The 18,241-nt window shown below is 71.3% G+C and carries 16 protein-coding genes and 1 riboswitch; of the genes, 9 read left to right on the plus strand and 7 right to left on the minus strand.

Annotated elements, in window-relative coordinates; all coding sequences use genetic code 11:
* Nucleotides 1-63 precede the first annotated feature (63 nt).
* Nucleotides 64-1,563, plus strand: coding sequence for an MFS transporter (locus ACIQTO_RS09450; protein ID WP_402385099.1), 1,500 nt, complete (start codon nt 64-66; stop codon nt 1,561-1,563).
* A 437-nt stretch (nt 1,564-2,000) separates the two neighbouring features.
* Here the strand turns inward: ACIQTO_RS09450 and ACIQTO_RS09455 are convergent, their stop codons facing one another.
* The gene (locus ACIQTO_RS09455; RefSeq protein ID WP_402385102.1) at nt 2,001-2,204 is read right to left on the minus strand and encodes a hypothetical protein; all 204 of its coding nucleotides are present in this window, start codon (nt 2,202-2,204) and stop codon (nt 2,001-2,003) included.
* 18 nt (nt 2,205-2,222) lie between these two features.
* Nucleotides 2,223-2,426, minus strand: a complete 204-nt coding sequence (locus ACIQTO_RS09460; protein WP_402385105.1) for a hypothetical protein — start codon at nt 2,424-2,426, stop codon at nt 2,223-2,225.
* 198 nt (nt 2,427-2,624) lie between these two features.
* On the opposite strand from ACIQTO_RS09460, the gene ACIQTO_RS09465 reads away from it, so the two are divergent.
* Nucleotides 2,625-3,899 (plus strand): helix-turn-helix domain-containing protein, encoded by a 1,275-nt coding sequence (locus ACIQTO_RS09465; RefSeq protein ID WP_402385108.1) that lies wholly within the window; start codon nt 2,625-2,627, stop codon nt 3,897-3,899.
* A gap of 71 nt (nt 3,900-3,970) precedes the next feature.
* On the opposite strand, the gene ACIQTO_RS09470 is transcribed toward ACIQTO_RS09465, so the two are convergent.
* The 5 genes from ACIQTO_RS09470 to gcvT form a co-directional block, all read right to left on the minus strand.
* Nucleotides 3,971-4,114, minus strand: a complete 144-nt coding sequence (locus ACIQTO_RS09470) for a hypothetical protein (protein WP_402385111.1) — start codon at nt 4,112-4,114, stop codon at nt 3,971-3,973.
* A 110-nt stretch (nt 4,115-4,224) separates the two neighbouring features.
* Nucleotides 4,225-5,592, minus strand: a complete 1,368-nt coding sequence (locus ACIQTO_RS09475) for an L-serine ammonia-lyase (RefSeq protein WP_402385114.1) — start codon at nt 5,590-5,592, stop codon at nt 4,225-4,227.
* Between the two features lie 145 nt (nt 5,593-5,737).
* On the minus strand, nt 5,738-7,006 hold the full coding sequence (gene glyA, locus ACIQTO_RS09480) for a serine hydroxymethyltransferase (protein WP_402385116.1): 1,269 nt from the start codon (nt 7,004-7,006) through the stop codon (nt 5,738-5,740).
* 139 nt (nt 7,007-7,145) lie between these two features.
* A complete protein-coding gene (gcvH, locus tag ACIQTO_RS09485) occupies nt 7,146-7,523 on the minus strand; it encodes a glycine cleavage system protein GcvH (RefSeq protein ID WP_402385119.1) in 378 nt (125 codons plus the stop codon).
* An 88-nt stretch (nt 7,524-7,611) separates the two neighbouring features.
* Entirely contained in the window at nt 7,612-8,733 is a 1,122-nt protein-coding gene (gcvT, locus tag ACIQTO_RS09490) for a glycine cleavage system aminomethyltransferase GcvT (protein ID WP_402385122.1), read from the minus strand.
* Nucleotides 8,734-8,963: 230 nt separating this feature from the next.
* Nucleotides 8,964-9,069, minus strand: a riboswitch (glycine riboswitch).
* Nucleotides 9,070-9,385: 316 nt separating this feature from the next.
* On the opposite strand from gcvT, the gene ACIQTO_RS09495 reads away from it, so the two are divergent.
* From ACIQTO_RS09495 to ACIQTO_RS09525, 7 genes are all read left to right on the plus strand, one after another.
* Nucleotides 9,386-10,168 (plus strand): enhanced serine sensitivity protein SseB, encoded by a 783-nt coding sequence (locus ACIQTO_RS09495; RefSeq protein WP_402385125.1) that lies wholly within the window; start codon nt 9,386-9,388, stop codon nt 10,166-10,168.
* A 146-nt stretch (nt 10,169-10,314) separates the two neighbouring features.
* On the plus strand, nt 10,315-11,256 hold the full coding sequence (locus ACIQTO_RS09500; RefSeq protein ID WP_360638299.1) for an enhanced serine sensitivity protein SseB C-terminal domain-containing protein: 942 nt from the start codon (nt 10,315-10,317) through the stop codon (nt 11,254-11,256).
* A 684-nt stretch (nt 11,257-11,940) separates the two neighbouring features.
* Nucleotides 11,941-12,930, plus strand: a complete 990-nt coding sequence (locus ACIQTO_RS09505) for an ABC transporter permease (RefSeq protein WP_380577289.1) — start codon at nt 11,941-11,943, stop codon at nt 12,928-12,930.
* 55 nt (nt 12,931-12,985) lie between these two features.
* The gene (locus ACIQTO_RS09510) at nt 12,986-14,752 is read left to right on the plus strand and encodes an ABC transporter substrate-binding protein (protein ID WP_402385128.1); all 1,767 of its coding nucleotides are present in this window, start codon (nt 12,986-12,988) and stop codon (nt 14,750-14,752) included.
* Nucleotides 14,753-14,850: 98 nt separating this feature from the next.
* Complete coding sequence (locus ACIQTO_RS09515) at nt 14,851-15,861, plus strand: ABC transporter permease (protein ID WP_380577286.1); 1,011 nt, start codon at nt 14,851-14,853, stop codon at nt 15,859-15,861.
* Nucleotides 15,858-16,925: an ABC transporter ATP-binding protein gene (locus ACIQTO_RS09520; RefSeq protein ID WP_402385131.1), complete on the plus strand. Its 1,068-nt coding sequence runs from the start codon at nt 15,858-15,860 to the stop codon at nt 16,923-16,925. The genes ACIQTO_RS09515 and ACIQTO_RS09520 overlap by 4 nt, the downstream gene beginning before the upstream one ends.
* Before the next feature lie 34 nt (nt 16,926-16,959).
* On the plus strand, nt 16,960-18,036 hold the full coding sequence (locus ACIQTO_RS09525; protein ID WP_402385134.1) for an ABC transporter ATP-binding protein: 1,077 nt from the start codon (nt 16,960-16,962) through the stop codon (nt 18,034-18,036).
* Nucleotides 18,037-18,241 lie beyond the last annotated feature (205 nt).

Below are 18,241 nucleotides of genomic sequence, written 5' to 3' on the forward strand. Positions count from 1 at the left end.
GTTCCGCTCTGCGTACAGTGTGCGCAGCGAACGAACAGCGTGCGCATCTCGGAGGGGAAAGTCATGGAAGCCCGCAACCCACGTCGTTGGTGGATCCTCGTCGTGCTCTGCCTCAGCACGCTGGTCCTGGTCATCGACAGCATGGCGCTCACCGTCGCCGTCCCGTCCATGACGGAGTCGATCGGCGCCAGTACCCAGGACATCCAGTGGATCCTGGACTCCTACGTCCTGGTGTTCGCCGGGCTCCTGCTCACCTCCGGCAGCCTCGGGGACCGGTTCGGCCGCCGCAAGGTGATGATCATCGGCCTGCTGCTCTTCGGGGCCGCCTCGCTGGCCGCGACCTACTGCACCAACCCCGGTGAGGTCATCGCGGCCCGGATCACGATGGGCGTCGGTGGTGCGCTGATCATGCCGTCCACCCTCTCGATCCTGATCACCGTCTTCGAGGAGGACGAGCGCGGCAAGGCGATGGCGGCCTGGGGTTCGGTGTCGATGCTCGGCCTGGTCGGCAGCCCGGTGCTCGGCGGCGTCCTGATCGACCACTTCTCCTGGCACTCGATCTTCTTCATCAACGTCCCGGTCGTCGCCCTCGCCGTCGTCGCCGGCCTCACCCTGATGCCGGAGTCGAAGGGCCCCTGGCAGAAGGCCGACCCGCTGGGCGCGGTGCTGTCCGCCGCCGGTATGACCGCCCTGATCTGGTGGATCATCGAGATCCCGCAGCACGGCGCCTTCGGCGGCCGCTCCCTCGTCACCCTGGTCATCGCCGTCGTCGCCCTGGCCGGGTTCGTGGTCTGGGAGAACGTCACCGACGCCCCGATGGTCCCGCTCGTCCTGTTCAAGCACCGCAACTTCAGCGGCGGCTCGCTCTCGCTGACCCTCGTCCAGATCGGCAACGGCGGTCTGCTCCTCGTCCTCACCCAGTACCTGCAGTTCGTCCTCGGCTACTCCCCGGTCAAGGCGGGCCTCGCCTTCGTCCCGCTGGCCGTCGCCGCGCTGATCGGCAACGGCGCCGGTGCCGGGCTCGTCGCGAAGACCGGCCACCGCGCCCCGATCCTGGTCGGCATGCTGATCATGGCCGCCGCCTTCGGCCTGCTGACCACCGTCTCCGCCGACGGCGGCTTCACCGTGCCGGCCGTCGCCCTCGGCCTGCTCGGCCTCGGTGCCGGCCTGGCGATGCCGGCCGCCGTCGGCGCCCTGATGGGCACCATCCCCACCGACAAGGCCGGCGTCGGGTCCGCGCTGAACGACACCATCCAGCAGGCCGGTACCGCGCTCGGCATCGCCATCCTCGGCTCCCTGCTCTCCAGCCGGTTCGCCCAGGAGATGCCGGCCGGAAGCTCCGAGCAGGCCAAGCGCTCGATCGGCGACGCCCTGGCCGCCTCCCACGGCGACGCCGCCCTGGTCCACGCCGCCCGGGAGGCCTTCACCTCCTCGATGTCGACCACCTTCACCATCAGCGCGATCGGCGTCCTCGCGGCCGCCGTCGTCGCCACCCTGGTCATGCGGGACACGAAGGCCGACCAGGTGGACGTCCCGGCGGTGGAGGCCGAGCCGGCCGTCTGACCCCGCCCGGAATCGACGAAGGCCGGCGCCCCGGATCGGGGGCGCCGGCCTTCGTCGTGCGGTCGCCAGGAGCCGGCGGGTCGGCTGACCTGCTGCCCGGTCAGCCGGCGGTGGGCCTCGGGCCAGTGGACGGGGAGCTGCTCCACGGGGGTCTGCCAGAAGGCGAGGACGGACTCCGCATGGTGGCGCGCAGGCCGGTCATGAGGCCTCCGGCATCCCGGAGGCGACGCCCGGCGTCGGCCTGGCCGTGGCCGCCGGCCTCACCCGCGTGATGGCCCTGTCCGCCGTCGACAGACTGCTGCCACGCCGGCTCCGCTCCGACCCGGACCCCGACGACGAGCTGCCGGCACCGTCGTCGTCGTGATCGCCCTGCTCCGTCCCCGAGCAACCACGCCCCTGCCCGGTTATGGCCGGGCGAGGGCGCTTTGTCATGTCCGTCAGCGAAACGGCAGTACTGCGGTGCTGCCACCGGCCAGGATGCGGCCGTACTCACCCTGACCGTCGAGCGCGCGGTAGTTGACCACTGGATCGCCGGCGCGTACGAGGGCGGTGGCGCACCCGAGGCACCACGGTGTCGGCGGCTGCACGTCGAGATCCTCGATTGCCGCTTCAGCGGTGTGGCACTGCGCGCAGTTCGCCATCGGGTCCTCCTCGGAGCGTCAGGCCCAGGTGGCGCCGCACTGGGTGCAGCCCCATCGGCCGTCCATCGTCTGGTAGGTGGCGCCCGATCCGCAGACCGGGCAGGTACGGGCGCTCGCCTCGTCGACCCGCTTCAGCAGGGTACTGGGCGCCGGGGTGGTGGCGGGCTGCTTCTCGGCGAGCTGGGCCTCGGTGCTGGGCTTGTCGAGCAGGATGGCGCTCATGGCGTCGTCTCCTCGGTGTGGTGTGGCAGAGGTGCGCCGGCCGGGCATCACCAGCGAACCGGGTGGTGGCCCTTCCGTGGAGGCCCTCGGGGCGCTCTCGCACGCCGCGTGCGTGCCCCGCACACCCTGTGCACGCCCTGCCCGCAGGTGCCGTCGGGTCGGTAGGGTGGCCGGCCCGTGCAGGCGAAGGGCGGACCCGTGCATCAGCGTCAGCTTGGGACGGTCATCAGGGCCGCCCGGTGTGCACAGCGGATGACCCAGGCCCAACTGGGCCGGGCGTGTGGGTACTCGGCGTCCGCGATCAGCCGAGTTGAGGCCGGCCTGCTGCGGCCCGCCGAGCAGCCACTCCTGTTGATCGCCCGAGCGTTGGACCTGCCGCGTGACGCCGTCAGCGTGGGTGCACCGGCTACGCTGGCACGGGATGTGATTCCGGATCAGGAGGACGCCATGCTCCGCAGGCAGCTGCTCGTGGCCGGCGTAGCGGCGGCGGGGGCCGGGGTGCTCCCGTCGACGGCGATTGCTGCGGGGCGCCCGGACGCGTCGTCCCGGATCGTCGGGGCCTTGTACTCGCCGGAAGCGTCGGCGCCCACGTCGGTGCGGCAGCTCAGGACCGCGCTGGCGTTGGCCCGCGATCAGTTCACGGCGTCGCGGTACCAGGATCTCGGCGATTCCCTGCCCAGCCTGCTGGGCACAGCCCAGGCGACCCGCGAGGCGGTGTCCGGCCGGGCCCGCGAGGAGGCGCACGCCTGCGTCGCACGAGCCTGGGTGCTGGCGACCGAGCTGGCACTGAAAAGTCATTCGGACATCGCCTGGCCGGCGGCGGATCGGGCCCTGGCCGCAGCCCAGGCCAGCGGCGACCCGGTCGTCCAGGGTGAGGCTGCCCGGGTCCTGGCGATCACGATGCGGCGTGCCGGGCGTCCGGCCGCTGCCGTTGACCTTCTGCGCCGCACCGCTGACGCACTCACCCAGACCCCGGATGACACGTCCCGGGCGGTGGCGACGACGTTGCTGATGACGGCCGCCTACACGGCCGCGTGTGGTCAGCGTCGAGGTGACGCCCTCGACCTCATGGCGGAGGCGGAGCTCGCGGTCGTCCGCCTGGCGTCGAGTGGTCCCCGGCCGCGAACCCAGTTGTTCACGGTCGATGCCACCAGTGCGCAGGCCGACCTGTATTGGATCGGCGTGCACACGGCACTCGGGACTCCCGACGAGGGTGTGCCGTACGCGGCGCGGACCGTGCCGGGGCAGTTGCCGACGGCCGAGCGCCGGGCCCGATACGGCACTGACTGCGCCCGCATGTGGCACTCCCTCGGCGACCACCGTCGTACGTTCGCGTCGCTGCGATTCACCGAGCAGGTCGCCCCGGAGGAGGTACGCCGGCCAGCTCTGCGGGCGCTGACAGCGGACCTGCTCTACGCGCCAGTGACCGTGGCCGGTGTGCGGGAGCTCGCCGCACGGACAGGAGTCTCGTAGCCGCGGTGATCGCCCTGCTCCGCCCCTGAGCGCCCCGCCCGGATTCGGGCGAGGCGCTCATCGTGCTCAGGTCAGGCCGGCCGGGCAGCGGCAACGGCGTCCGTGTACTGCTCGGTGGTCAGGTCGTCCTCCGTGATGCCGAGCGAGGCGAGCACAGATCGGAGGACCGCTTCCGGGTCGCCCACCACAGCCTTGAGCTCCGCCTCGATCGCCACTGCTGTCCCTCCGTCGGGTCACGCGGTCGGCGTCGTCCACCGTGGCGTCGCGAAGACGCCGCCACGAGGAAGCCTGAGGAACTCATTTGCCCAGGTCAGGGCTGCTGAAATCAGCACTCGATGACGTTGACGGCGAGGCCGCCGCGGCTGGTCTCCTTGTACTTGATCTTCATGTCGGCCCCGGTCTCCTTCATGGTCTTGATCGCCTTGTCCAGGGAGACGTGGTGCCGGCCGTCGCCGCGCAGGGCCATCCGGGCGGCGGTGACGGCCTTGACCGAGGCCATGCCGTTGCGCTCGATGCAGGGGATCTGGACCAGGCCGCCGACCGGGTCGCAGGTGAGGCCCAGGTTGTGCTCGATGCCGATCTCGGCGGCGTTCTCGACCTGCTCGGGGGAGCCGCCGAGGACCTCGGCGAGGCCGCCGGCCGCCATCGAGCAGGCGGAGCCGACCTCGCCCTGGCAGCCGACCTCGGCGCCGGAGATGGAGGCGTTCTCCTTGAAGAGCATGCCGATCGCGCCGGCGGCGAGCAGGAAGCGGACGATGCCGTCCTCGTCCGCGCCCGGGATGAAGTTCAGGTAGTAGTGCAGGACGGCGGGGATGATTCCGGCCGCGCCGTTGGTCGGGGCGGTGACGACGCGGCGGCCGGAGGCGTTCTCCTCGTTGACGGCCATCGCGTAGAGGGTCACCCACTCCATGGCGTTGGCCGGGCCGATGCCCTCGGCGCGCAGCGCGCGGGCGCCCGAGGCGGCGCGGCGGCGGACCTTGAGGCCGCCGGGCAGGATGCCCTCGCGGGACATCCCGGCGCGGACGCACTCCTGCATGACGCGCCAGATCTCCAGCAGTCCGGTCCGGATCTCCTCCTCGCTCCGCCAGGCCTTCTCGTTCTCCAGCATCAGGCCGGAGATGGACAGGCCGGTCTCGCGGCTGAGGCGGAGCAGTTCGTCGCCGGTGCGGAAGGGGTACTTGAGCATGGTGTCGTCGGGCTTCACGCGGTCCGCGCCGAGCGCGTCCTCGTCGACGACGAAGCCGCCGCCGACCGAGTAGTACGTCTTCTCCAGCAGCGTGCTGCCGTCGGCGGCGAAGGCCCAGAGGGTCATGCCGTTGGCGTGGTAGGGCAGCGAGCGGCGGCGGTGCAGGATCAGCTGGCTGCCCGGGTCGAAGTCGATCGGGTGGGTGCCGAGCAGCCGGATCCGCTTCTCGGCGGTGATCCGCTCGACGTCCCCGTCGGCCTGGTCGACGTCGACCGTGCGGGGCGAGTGGCCCTCCAGGCCCAGCAGGACGGCCTTCGGGGTGCCGTGGCCGTGTCCGGTGGCGCCCAGCGAGCCGAAGAGCTCGGCGCGGACGCTCGCCACCCCGGTCAGCAGGTCCTCGGACTTCAGGCGGCGGGCGAACATCCGGGCGGCGCGCATCGGGCCGACGGTGTGGGAACTCGACGGGCCGATGCCGATGGAGAAGAGGTCGAAGACGCTGATGGCCACGGAGGACGTCCTTGTCTGGTCTCGTGGAAGGACTTGCAGGCGGGGTGCTGACACGGAACGGGGCACCGCGCGCACTGTCCAGTGTGCGCGGTGCCCCGGAATCCCAGGTGACCAGGCAGGGTGAGGCCGGTCACCTACAGCCGAATCACAGGTTCGGGTAGAGCGGGTACTTCTCGGCGAGGGCGGAGACCCGGGCCTTCAGCGCGGCGGCGACGGTCTCGTCGAAGGCGGGCTTGAGCGCCTCGGCGATGATGTCGGCGACCTCGCGGAAGTCCTCGGCCTGGAAGCCGCGGGTGGCCAGGGCCGGGGTGCCGATGCGCAGGCCGGAGGTGACCATCGGCGGGCGCGGGTCGTTCGGGATGGCGTTGCGGTTGACCGTGATGCCGACCTCGTGCAGCCGGTCCTCGGCCTGCTGGCCGTCGAGCTGGCTGTTGCGCAGGTCGACCAGGACCAGGTGGACGTCGGTGCCGCCGGACAGCACCGAGGCGCCGGCCTCGGCCACGTCGGCCTGGAGCAGCCGCTCGGCGAGGATCCGGGCGCCGTCCAGGGTGCGCTGCTGGCGCTCCTTGAACTCCTCCGAGGCGGCGACCTTGAAGGCGACGGCCTTGCCGGCGATCACGTGCTCCAGCGGGCCGCCCTGCTGGCCGGGGAAGACCGCGGAGTTGATCTTCTTCGCCCACTCGGCCTTGGAGAGGATGACGCCGCCGCGCGGGCCGCCCAGGGTCTTGTGGGTGGTGGTGGTGACCACGTCCGCGTACGGCACCGGGTTGGGGTGCAGGCCCGCGGCGACCAGGCCGGCGAAGTGCGCCATGTCGACCATCAGCAGGGCACCGACCTCGTCGGCGATCCGGCGGAACGCGGCGAAGTCCAGCTGGCGCGGGTAGGCGGACCAGCCGGCGATGATCAGCTTCGGCTGGTGCTCCTTGGCGAGGCGCTCGACCTCGGCCATGTCGACCTGGCCGGTCTTGTCGTCCACGTGGTACGCGGCCACGTTGTAGAGCTTGCCGGAGAAGTTGATCTTCATGCCGTGGGTCAGGTGACCGCCGTGGGCCAGGCTCAGCCCCAGGATGGTGTCGCCCGGCTGGATCAGCGCGAACATCGCGGCGGCGTTGGCCTGCGCGCCGGAGTGCGGCTGGACGTTGGCGTGCTCGGCGCCGAACAGGGCCTTGACCCGGTCGATCGCGATCTGCTCGACCACGTCGACGTGCTCGCAGCCACCGTAGTAACGACGGCCGGGGTACCCCTCGGCGTACTTGTTGGTCAGCACCGAGCCCTGGGCCTCCATGACCGCCACCGGGGCGAAGTTCTCGGAGGCGATCATTTCCAGGGTGGTCTGCTGGCGGTGCAGCTCGGCGTCGACCGCGGCGGCGATCTCAGGGTCGAGCGAGTGCAGGGACTGGTTGAGAACCGTCATGGTGTGGTCTTCCCGGGAGGAGAGAAGGAGGTGCCGCGCGTGGCGCGCCCCGGTGCGGGGTGGCGGTGGGCGACGGGAGGGCGGGGGCGGCCCGGTGGCCGGGGCGGCCGCCGCGCTGCGGCCACCCCGAACGGCCGGCTCAGGCCGGGTTGGTGAGGGCGTTGTACTCGTCGGCGCTCAGCAGCTCGTCGGTGGCCTCGACGCGCACCTTGAACAGCCAGCCGCCCTCGAAGGGGGCGCTGTTGACCAGCGAGTTGTCGTCCAGGACGTCCTGGTTGACCTCGACTATCTCGCCGGTGACCGGCGAGTACAGGTCGCTGACCGACTTGGTGGACTCGAGCTCGCCACAGGTCTCACCCGCGGTCACGGTGTCGCCCACGGAGGGCAGCTGCACGTAGACGATGTCACCGAGGGCGTCGGCCGCGTGGGCGGTGATGCCGACCGTGGAGACACCGTCCTCGGCGGCGGTCAGCCACTCGTGCTCCTTGGTGTACTGCAGGTGCTGGGGGTTGCTCATGGCGTCATTCTCCAGGATGGGAAGCGGGTACGACGAAGCGGGCCGCCGGACGGACGGCTTCGACGTGGATCTTCGGGAAGAGCGGGCCTCAGCGGGCGCGCTTGTAGAACGGCAGCGCCACGACCTGCACCGGCTCGTGCTTGCCGCGCACGTCCACCGCGACGGTGGTGCCCGGGGCGGCGTGCGCCGCGTCCACGTAGGCGATGGCGATCGGCTTGCCCAGGGTGGGGGAGGGCGCGCCCGAGGTGATCCGGCCGATCGGCTCGCCGTCGGTGGTCACCACGGTGTACTCGGCGCGCGGGACGCGCTTGCCCTCGGACACCAGGCCGACCAGCACCCGCGGCGGGTTGGCCTCGGCCGCGGCGGCGGCCTGCTCCAGGGCCTTGCGGCCGACGAACGCGCCCTCGTTGGTGGTCTTGTCGAAGCGGACCACCCGGCCGAGGCCGGCGTCGAACGGGGTCAGGTCGGTGGAGAGCTCGTGCCCGTAGAGCGGCATGCCGGCCTCCAGGCGCAGCGTGTCGCGGCAGGACAGGCCGCAGGGGACGAGCCCGCGCCCGGTGCCGGCCTCGGTCAGCGCGGTCCAGATGTGCGCGGCGTCGCCCGGGTTGCAGAAGATCTCGAAGCCGTCCTCGCCGGTGTAACCGGTGCGGGCGAGCAGCACGTCGCGGCCGGCCACCTGGGCCGGGAGGATCGCGTAGTACTTCAGGCCGGGCAGGTCGGCCCCGGTGGTGTCGGCCAGGATCGCGGTGGCCTCCGGGCCCTGGACGGCGATCAGCGAGTAGGTGTCGCGGTCGTCCGTGACGACGGCGTCGAAGCCCTTGGCGCGGGCGATCAGCTCGTCCAGCACCAACTGGGCGTTGGAGGCGTTGGCGACGACCAGGAAGGCGTCCTCGCGCAGGCGGTAGACGATCAGGTCGTCCAGGATGCCGCCGTCCTCGGCACAGATCATGGTGTAGCGGGCGCGCAGCTCGCCGAGCGCGGAGACGAAGCCGACCAGCGCGTGGTCCAGCATCGCGCCGGCCTGCGGGCCGGTCACGGTGATCTCGCCCATGTGGGAGAGGTCGAACAGACCGGCCTTGGTGCGGACGGCGAGGTGCTCCTCGCGCTCGCTGCCGTAACGCAGCGGCATGTCCCAGCCGGCGAAGTCGGTCATGGTCGCGCCGAGGGCGCGGTGCTGCGCGTCGAGCGCGGTGAGGCGGAGGGACGACATGGCCTGGAACTCCTCGGTCTGGGCACTCAGGTGTGCGCACGCCGGACCGGTCCCGCTCGGGGACCGAGCCTGCGCGCGGGCATGCGGCGGCTGGGTCTCCCCATCTGTCGTCGTACCTGAGAGCTTCACCGCACACGGACCCGCGCGCTTGACAGCGCTAACAGGACAGCATGGCGGCTTGCACCGTGGGTGGGCGCGCGACAGGGCCGTGCGCCGCTTTCCAGAAATGCCTAACCCGTGCGGTAGGGGGGCCTGAGAGATTCCGGGGAGGACTTGCTCCTTCGGCGCCGGCTGTGCCGCCTCTCGGGGCACTCCGGACTCTCCCGCGCGGGTTCGAGCGGCCGGTATGGAGTTAGGGCCCCGGTGGGAATACGCCGAGACGCGGACATCATGGCACGTCCCGGCGGAAGACGGGAGAGGGGCCCCGCGCCTGGCCTTCGACCGGTCCGTCGGGCGGCCCCGCCGCCGCCCCCGCCGCCGGGCCCGGGCGCCTCCGCGGCCGCCCCGGGCCGGCCCCGTCCCAGCCCTCGTCCCCACCCCCGCCCCGTGCCCGGGGCCGGGCACCGGCGCGCGCCGCGGCTCCGCGCGCGGGCCCGCTAGGCTGCTCGGCGTCGGCGAGCAGAGGGCGGTACAGCGGCACATGGGGTACCCGGTGGAGCAGCAGCAGGGGTGGGGCGGCCCGGAGGCGGCGCCGCCGGGCGGCGGATGGCCCGCGAACGAGCTGGAGCAGGTGCTCACCGCCGCGCTCGGCGATCCGGGCGCGACCCCCCGGGTGATCGAGGTGCTGGCCCGCAGCCAGGTGTGGATCCCGCTGCCGGCCGGCGGCGACCCCCAGGGGCAGGCGTTGGACCTGCCGGTCATCGAGCTGGCCGGCGACCCCTACGTCCCGGTCTTCTCCTCGCAGGAGGTGTTCCTGCAGCAGGTGCCCGGGATGGCCTTCGCGGTCGCACCGGCCTGGGAGTTCGCCCGCGGGCTGCCGCTGGGGGTCGGCATCGCGGTGAACCCGGACGCGCCGGTGGGCATCCCGGTGCCGCCGCAGGGCGTCGCGGAGCTGCGGCGCGGGCCGCGCGAGGACCGCTGGGAGGCCCCGGAGGCGGCGACCGGCGGCCGGGTGGCGCTGCGCGAGCCGGTACCGGGCGAGGACCCGGAGGCCTTCCTGGCCGCCTGCCGGTACGAACTGTCCGCCCTGCCCGGCGTCCTGACCGCCAGGCGGGCGCTGGCCAGCGTCGAGGGCGAGCCGACGGTGATGTTCGTCGGCGTCCAGCTCGACCCGGTGGGCCCGGCCGAGCCGGCCGCCGTGAACGAGGCCCTGGGCCGCGCGCTGGGAACCGCCCCGCTGCCCGGCGGCGTCCACCTCGTACTGCTCGACCTCGCGGACGATCCCGTGGTCGAGTGGTTGCTCAACCGGGTACAGCCGTTCTACACCCGGATGTGACGCGTTCCGCCCCGCCCGGCAGCGGGTCGGAGGGCACAGCCGGGCACGTCGGCGTGGCGGTGGTGGGTGGCGCCCCATAGGGTGCCTGCAGATGACCGCCGGGCCGGCGGCAGGTGAGAGAAGAAGAGGCGCAGCGAGGTGGGCGCATGAGTGCGGGAGCGGTAGCGGGCGGTGCACCGGGGCCCTGGGGCCAGGCACCCGCCGGGCGCCCCGGAGCGGATCCGAGAGCGCTGGAGCACGCCCTGCGCGAGGTCGCGCCGGAACGCTGGGAGGCGTACGAGGCGTTGCTGCACGCGCTGGCCGCGGGGCAGGTCTGGATGCTGCTCTGGCACGGGACGCCGGGCAGCGCGGACGCCCAGTACGGGAACATGGAGATCAGCGGCCACGGCTACGCGCCGGCCGTCACCTCGCCCGAGCAGCTGGCGGCGTCCGGTTGGGCGCGGGCGCACGAGGTGATCTCGGGGCGCGAGATCGCCGCCTCGCTCTATCGCACCCGCTGGGGCCTCTGGCTGAACCCGCACGCCCCCGGCGGCGGCGTCGGGGTGCCCTGGGCGGACCTGCGGCGGATCGCGGCCGGCCTGGACCGGCTGCCGGCCGGCCCGTTGAAGCTGAGCGAACCGCAGCTGCCGGCCCAGCAGTTCTTCGCGCTGCTGGAGCGCCAGGCGGTCGAGGTGCGGGCGGTCAAGGCGCTGCGCCGGGCCTGGGTGCAGCCCTCCGTGGGGGAGCCCTACCTGGCCATCGGCCTGGAGCTGTACGAGAGTTCGCCACCTACGGTGGAGGCCGTCCGGGCGCTGATGCAGCGCGCGATCGCGGTCGCGCCGGAGGGCCTGGCGGTGTCCACGGTGGCCATGGGGGACGAGTACGACCCGGTGGCGCTCTGGATGCGGGCCAACGCGCGGCCGTTCTACGACCGCGAGGCGGGCGGCCACGGCCGTTCGCAGGCGGCGCCGTACCCGCCGGTGCCGCCGCCGCCGTACGCCTCCCAGACGGGGCCGGCGTACGGCTACGGCACCCAGCCGCCCGGTCCGGGGTGGCCGGGGCAGCAGCCGCCGCCCCAGCAGCCGTGGCCCGGTTACCCGGGGCGCTGACCCGGGGAGCTGACCCGGCGCGCGGATCGGACGCCCCGGCGCGGCGATCGGACGCCCCGGCGCGACCGCGGGCGCTTCGGGCGTTCGCGGTACGACTACGGGCAGTCCGGGCGTTCGGGTGTTCGGGTCGCAATCGTGGGCACTTCGGGCGTTCGTGTCACAACTACGGGCACTTCGGACGCCGGTCGTGAGGACGGGCAGTTCGGGTGTTCACGGCGCGACAACGGGTAGTTCGGGTACATGCGCCCAAAAGCCTTCACCAGGTCCGGCTTGACGATTCGTCAAGCCGGACCTGGTGTTTTCCGGGCGGATTTCCGGCTGGTTCTGCGCAGCCTCTTGACATGCATGTAACAGCTATGTGAAGAGCGATATGCCGAGGATTCGGGGGTGCATGCCAACAGATCACAGTTGGGCATCTCTCGGTTGTCAGGGCTGGCGTAAGCCAGTTCGGATGGCAGAGAGTTCTGCGCAACGCACCGCGCGTACTTGGAGCCCCACGAAGGTGAACGCGCACGCGGACCGCTTGAGCCTCGCGATGCCCATCCCGCGCGGCCGCAGTACCCGAGCACGTCGCACCGCTGAACACTCGCACCTGTACCTCCGCACGTCCGCACCAGCCGTACCGCCGAACCGGCGACCGGCACCCGTGGGCCGGCCACCGTCGGCGAGGGGACCGAACTGACCATGACCGCACCCATCAAGACCGCCGGGAGCACGCCGGAGGCAGCCGCCACCGCGAGCCCGGCCAAGAAGATCGAGGGCCGCTCGCTCGGCCAGATCGCCTGGACCCGCTTCAAGCGGGACAAGGCCGCCGTCGCCGGCGGCGTCGTGGTGATCCTGCTCATCCTGCTCGCCGTGCTGGCCAAGCCGATCGAGTCGGCGTTCGGCCTGGATCCCGACGCGCTCAACCAGGACCTCCTGGACGCCAACCTCGGCGGCCTGCCGTTCGGGGACTGGGGTGGCATGAGCGCCGACCACCCGCTCGGCGTGGACCCGCTGCAGGGCCGTGACCTGCTCGCCCGGGTCATCGAGGGCTCCTGGGTCTCGCTGCTCGTCGCCTTCGGGGCGACCCTGCTCTCCAACACCCTCGGCACCGTGCTCGGCGTCATGGCCGGCTACTACGGCGGCTGGGTGGACGCCCTGATCAGCCGGGTGATGGACGTCTTCCTGGCGTTCCCGCTGCTGCTCTTCGCCATCGCGATCTCCGCCTCGCTCCAGGGCGGCGCGTTCGGCCTGCACGGCCTCCCGTTGCACATCGGGGTCCTGATCTTCGTGATCGGCTTCTTCAACTGGCCCTACATGGGCCGGATCGTGCGTGGACAGACCCTCTCGCTGCGCGAGCGCGAGTTCGTCTACGCCGCCCGCAGTCTGGGCGCCCGGGGGCCGTTCATCCTGTTCAAGGAACTGCTGCCCAACCTGGTCGGTCCGATCCTGGTCTACTCGACCCTGCTGATCCCGACCAACATCCTCTTCGAGGCGGGCCTCAGCTTCCTCGGCGTCGGCATCCAGGCCCCGCAGGCCTCCTGGGGCGGGATGCTCAACGACGCGATCAAGTACTACCAGGTGGACCCCCAGTACATGGTGGTCCCCGGTATGGCGATCTTCCTCACGGTGCTCGCCTTCAACCTGCTCGGCGACGGGCTGCGTGACGCCCTCGATCCCAAGAGCAACTGACAATCCGTCAGGACCCTCCGATCCGCCACCACTTCCTCAAGGGGTTGATCCCACCATGCGTAGGTCCCGTACCGTCGCGCTGACCGCCGCGGCCGCTGCCGCGGTCCTGGTCGTCACCGGGTGTTCCTCCGGTTCCTCCAAGAGCGGGGACGGCTCGTCCTCCGCCGCGCCCGGCGGCGGCGCCGACGCGGCCACCAAGGGCATCGTCAACGCCTCGGACAAGAAGGGCGGGACGGTCACCTACGAGATGAAGGGCACCCCGGACTCGCTGGACCCGGGCAACACGTACTACGCGTACATCTACAACTTCTCGCGCCTGTACGGGCGTCCGCTGACCACCTTCGCGCCGGGCCCCGGCGACGAGGGCAACAAGCTGGTCCCGGACCTCGCCGAGTCCCTGGGCCAGCCCAGCGCCGACGGCCTGACCTGGACGTACAAGCTGCGCGCGGGCCTCAAGTACGAGGACGGCACCGCGATCACGTCCAAGGACGTGAAGTACGCGGTGGAGCGCTCCAACTTCGCGCAGGACGTGTTCTCCAACGGCCCGACGTACTTCAAGGACCTCCTGGTCGACAACCCGACCCCGTACGCCGGTCCCTACAAGGACACCTCCGGTGACCTGAAGTCGATCGAGACGCCGGACGACCTCACCGTCGTCTTCCACCTGAAGCACGCCTTCGCGGACTTCGACTACCTGGTCTCGGCCCCGCAGACCGTGCCGGTCCCGAAGGACAAGGACAAGGGCGCCGACTACGTCAAGCACCCGATGGCCTCGGGCTCGTACAAGTTCGAGTCCTACGAGGACGGCAAGCAGCTCACGCTGGTGCCGAACACCAACTGGGACAAGGCGACCGACCCGATCCGCAAGCAGCTCGCGGACAAGATCCAGCTCAAGATGAACATCGAGCAGTCCACCATCGACAAGGACCTGCTGGCCGGCAACGCCCAGGTGGACCTCGTCGGCGGCGGCGTCGACCCGCAGACCCAGGCCCAGATCCTGCAGAACCCGAAGCTCAAGGCCAAGACGGACAACGCGTACGGCGGCCGCCTGGTCTACACCGCGATCGACAGCCAGGTCGCGCCGTTCGACAACATCGAGTGCCGCAAGGCCGTCCAGTACGCGATCGACAAGGTCTCGGTGCAGACCGCGGTCGGCGGCCCGATCCGCGGCCAGATCGCCAACTCGGTGCTCCCGGCGGACATCCCGGGCCACCAGGACATCAACCTGTACGAGACCAAGGACAACAAGGGCGACGAGGCCAAGGCCAAGGAAGCCCTCAAGGCCTGCGGCAAGGAGGGCGGCTTCTCGACCGTCCTGAGCGCCCGCACCGAGCGCGCCACCGAGATCGCCGCCGCGACCTCGATCCAGGCCGCGCTGAAGAAGGTCGGCATCAACGCCGAGATCCAGCAGTTCCCGCAGGGCAAGTACCTCTCCGACAACGTCGGCGTGCCGGCGAAGAACAAGGAGAAGAACATCGGCCTGATGATGATGCAGTGGGGCGCCGACTGGCCGACCGGCTACGGCTTCCTGCAGCAGATCGTCGACGGCCGCGCCATCAAGGAGGCCGGTAACAGCAACCTGGCCTCGTTGAACGACCCGGCGATCAACAAGCTGATCGACGACGCCGCGGTCAACACCGACAAGGCGGCCCGCGAGAAGATCTACGCGGACATCGACAAGAAGGTCATGGAGCAGGCGGTCTACGTCCCGCTGACCTACTTCAAGGTGTTCCTGTACCGCTCGGACACCGCCACCAACGTCGTCTCCACCTCGGCCTTCTCGGGTGAGTACGACTACCTGAACATCGGTACGACCAAGTAAGAGCCTGGCTCCGCATCCCTGAAGGCAGGTGAAGGCAGCGGCGCCCGCCGCCGTCCGGAAGATCCCGGACGGCGGCGGGCCGCCGGAGCCGCCCAACTGTGTTTGCCTACATCCTCCGCAGGACGCTCGCGGCCGTGGTGCTGCTGCTGGTGGTCAGCGCTGTCACCTTCGCGATCTTCTTCCTGCTGCCGCGCCTGGCCGGCGAGACGACCGACCAGCTGGCCACCCAGTACATCGGGAAGAACCCGTCCCCCGAAGCGGTCGCGGCGATCAAGAAGAACCTCGGGTTCGACCAGCCCGTCTACGTCCAGTACGGGCGCTTCCTGAAGGCGCTGGTCTCCGGGGCCGAGTACAAGTTCGGCCCGGACGCCGCCACCTGCCACGTGCCCTGCTTCGGCTACTCCTTCAAGAACCACCTTGAGGTCTGGCCCGAGCTGACCAAGCGCATCCCGGTCACCCTCTCGCTGGCCATCGGCGCGGCCGTGCTCTGGCTGGTCTCCGGCGTGACCACCGGCGTGATCTCCGCGCTCAAGCCGAAGTCGATCTTCGACCGGCTGTCGATGGGCATCGCCCTGGCCGGCGTCTCGCTGCCGGTCTTCTTCACCGGCGCCCTGCTGCTCACGCTCTTCAGCTACGAGTGGCCGATCCTGGACAACCTCCAGTACGTCAACTTCACCGACGACCCGCTGATGTGGGCCCGCAACCTGATCCTCCCGTGGATCTCGCTGGCCTTCCTCTACTCCGCGCTCTACGCCCGGCTCACCCGCGCCGGGATGCTGGAGACGATGAGCGAGGACTACATCCGCACCGCCCGGGCCAAGGGCCTGGTCGAGCGCAAGGTGGTCGTCAAGCACGGGCTGCGCTCCGCGCTCACCCCGGTCGTCACCATCTTCGGCATGGACCTCGGCCTGCTGCTCGGCGGTGCGCTGATCACCGAGCAGGTGTTCTCGCTCCAGGGCGTCGGTGCCTTCGCGGTCTCGGCGATCGCCGACAACGACCTGCCGAAGATCCTCGGCGTCACGCTGCTCGCCGCCTTCTTCATCGTCCTCTGCAACCTCGTGGTTGACCTCCTGTACGCCGCTGTCGACCCCCGAGTGAGGCTGTCGTGACCGAGCTCCAGAAGACCCCGGCGCCGGTGACCTCCCCGACCGGGGACCCGTTCCTGTCGGTGCGGGACCTGCGGATCCACTTCGACACCGACGACGGCCTGGTCCGCTCGGTCGACGGGGTCAGCTTCGACCTGCACAAGGGGAAGACCCTCGGGATCGTCGGCGAGTCCGGCTCCGGCAAGTCCGTCACCTCGCTCGGCATCATGGGCCTGCACCGCTCCAAGCGGGCCCGGATCAGCGGCGAGATCCACCTGGACGGCGAGGAGCTGGTCGCGGCCGGCCCCGAGCGGGTCCGCCAACTGCGCGGCCACCAGATGGCGATGATCTTCCAGGACCCGCTCACCGCGATGCACCCCTACTACTCCGTCGGGGCGCAGATCGTCGAGGCCTACCGGGTGCACCACCCGCAGGCCACCAAGAAGCAGGCCCGGGCCCGCGCGGTCGAGATGCTCGACCGGGTCGGCATCCCGCAGCCCGACCGCCGGGTGGACGACTACCCGCACCAGTTCTCGGGGGGCATGCGCCAGCGCGCGATGATCGCGATGGCCCTGGTCAACGACCCCTCGCTGCTGATCGCCGACGAGCCCACCACCGCGCTGGACGTCACCGTCCAGGCGCAGATCCTGGACCTCATCCGCGACCTGCAGCAGGAGTTCGGCTCGGCCGTCATCGTCATCACCCACGACCTCGGGGTGGTCGCCGAGCTCGCCGACGACATCCTGGTCATGTACGGCGGCAAGTGCATCGAGCGCGGCCCCGCCGACAGCCTCTTCGACGCGCCCCAACACCCCTACACCTGGGGCCTGCTGGGATCGATGCCGCGTCTCGACCGTGAGCTCCAGGAGCGGCTCGTCCCGGTGAAGGGCACCCCGCCCAGTCTGATCAACGTGCCGTCCGGCTGTGCCTTCCACCCGCGCTGCCCGTACGCCGACCTGACCGGTGGGCGCTCGGCCGGCGAGATCCCCGTCCTGACCGAGGCGGCACCCGGGCACCACGCGGCCTGCCACCTCGCCGCCGCCGACCGGAACCGCATCTTCACCGAAGAGATCGCGCCCCGGCTGTGAGCCCGGTTTCGTACCACCATTCTGGAGAGAACCGATGACGGACACTCAGGCGGCGGCCCCCGAGCCCACGAAGAAGGTGCCCGCGCCCGCGCCCGCACCCGCCACCGACCGCGAGCCGCTGCTCCGGGTGACCGGTCTGACCCGGCACTTCCCGATCAAGGGGGGCCTGCTGCGCCGCAACACCGGTGCGGTGCGGGCCGTCGACGGCATCGACTTCACGGTCAACGCGGGGGAGACCCTGGGCGTCGTCGGCGAGTCCGGCTGCGGCAAGTCGACGATGGGCCGGCTGGTCACCCGCCTCGACGAACCCACCGCCGGGAAGATCGAGTTCGAGGGCCGGGACATCACCCACCTGGGGGCGGGTGCGATGCGGCCGCTCCGCCGCGACATCCAGATGATCTTCCAGGACCCGTACTCCTCGCTGAACCCCCGGCACACCGTCGGCACCATCGTCGGCGCGCCGTTCCGGCTGCAGAAGGTGCAGACCGAGGGCGGGGTCAAGAAGGCCGTCCAGGAACTGCTGGAGCTGTGCGGGCTCAGCCCCGAGCACTACAACCGCTACCCGCACGAGTTCTCCGGCGGCCAGCGCCAGCGCATCGGCATCGCCCGGGCGCTCGCCCTGCGGCCCAAGATGGTCGTCGCGGACGAGCCGGTCTCGGCGCTCGACGTCTCCATCCAGGCGCAGGTGGTCAACCTGCTGGACGACCTCCAGCGCGAGCTGGGCCTGACCTACCTGATCATCGCGCACGACCTGTCGGTGGTCCGGCACGTCTCGGACCGGGTCGCGGTGATGTACCTCGGCAAGGTCGTCGAGATCGCCGACCGGGACTCGCTCTACGCGGCCCCGATGCACCCGTACACCACCGCGCTGATGTCCGCGGTGCCGGTGCCCGACCCGCGCCGCCGGCAACAGGGCGGGCGCGAGCGGATCCTGCTCAAGGGCGACGTGCCCTCCCCGATCAACCCGCCGTCCGGCTGCCGGTTCCGCACCCGCTGCTGGAAGGCCCAGGACATCTGCGCGGCCCAGGAGCCGCCGCTCGTCGCGGCGAAGGCCGGCCACCAGGTGGCCTGCCACTTCCCGGAGCACGGCGAGGTGCCCGCCACGGCGTGACGGACACCCCCGGTGCCGCGCGGGCGCGGCCGCTGCCTCCGGGCGGCGGCCGCGCCCCCGCACGTGGCGGGGGGTGCGCCGGGAATGCTTCGGGGGTGCTTCGGGGGTGCTTCGGCAGGTGGCGGCCGGATGGCCGAGGTCGCCGAATGTGACGGCGGACGGCGTGCGCGTGACGTTCGGCGGACCGCGGTGTCCGGTGGGTCCA

The organism is Kitasatospora sp. NPDC091207, from assembly GCF_044768625.1.
GTDB lineage: Bacteria > Actinomycetota > Actinomycetes > Streptomycetales > Streptomycetaceae > Kitasatospora.

Bases quoted from the DNA above. Each gene is read 5' to 3' on its own strand.
- ACIQTO_RS09505 (WP_380577289.1), top strand. From the start codon at position 11,941: ATGACCGCACCCATCAAGACCGCCGGGAGCACGCCGGAGGCAGCCGCC.
- gcvH (WP_402385119.1), bottom strand. From the start codon at position 7,523: ATGAGCAACCCCCAGCACCTGCAGTACACCAAGGAGCACGAGTGGCTG.
- ACIQTO_RS09455 (WP_402385102.1), bottom strand. From the start codon at position 2,204: ATGGCGAACTGCGCGCAGTGCCACACCGCTGAAGCGGCAATCGAGGAT.
- gcvT (WP_402385122.1), bottom strand. From the start codon at position 8,733: ATGTCGTCCCTCCGCCTCACCGCGCTCGACGCGCAGCACCGCGCCCTC.
- ACIQTO_RS09460 (WP_402385105.1), bottom strand. From the start codon at position 2,426: ATGAGCGCCATCCTGCTCGACAAGCCCAGCACCGAGGCCCAGCTCGCC.
- ACIQTO_RS09510 (WP_402385128.1), top strand. From the start codon at position 12,986: ATGCGTAGGTCCCGTACCGTCGCGCTGACCGCCGCGGCCGCTGCCGCG.
- ACIQTO_RS09525 (WP_402385134.1), top strand. From the start codon at position 16,960: ATGACGGACACTCAGGCGGCGGCCCCCGAGCCCACGAAGAAGGTGCCC.
- ACIQTO_RS09500 (WP_360638299.1), top strand. From the start codon at position 10,315: ATGAGTGCGGGAGCGGTAGCGGGCGGTGCACCGGGGCCCTGGGGCCAG.
- ACIQTO_RS09450 (WP_402385099.1), top strand. From the start codon at position 64: ATGGAAGCCCGCAACCCACGTCGTTGGTGGATCCTCGTCGTGCTCTGC.
- glyA (WP_402385116.1), bottom strand. From the start codon at position 7,006: ATGACGGTTCTCAACCAGTCCCTGCACTCGCTCGACCCTGAGATCGCC.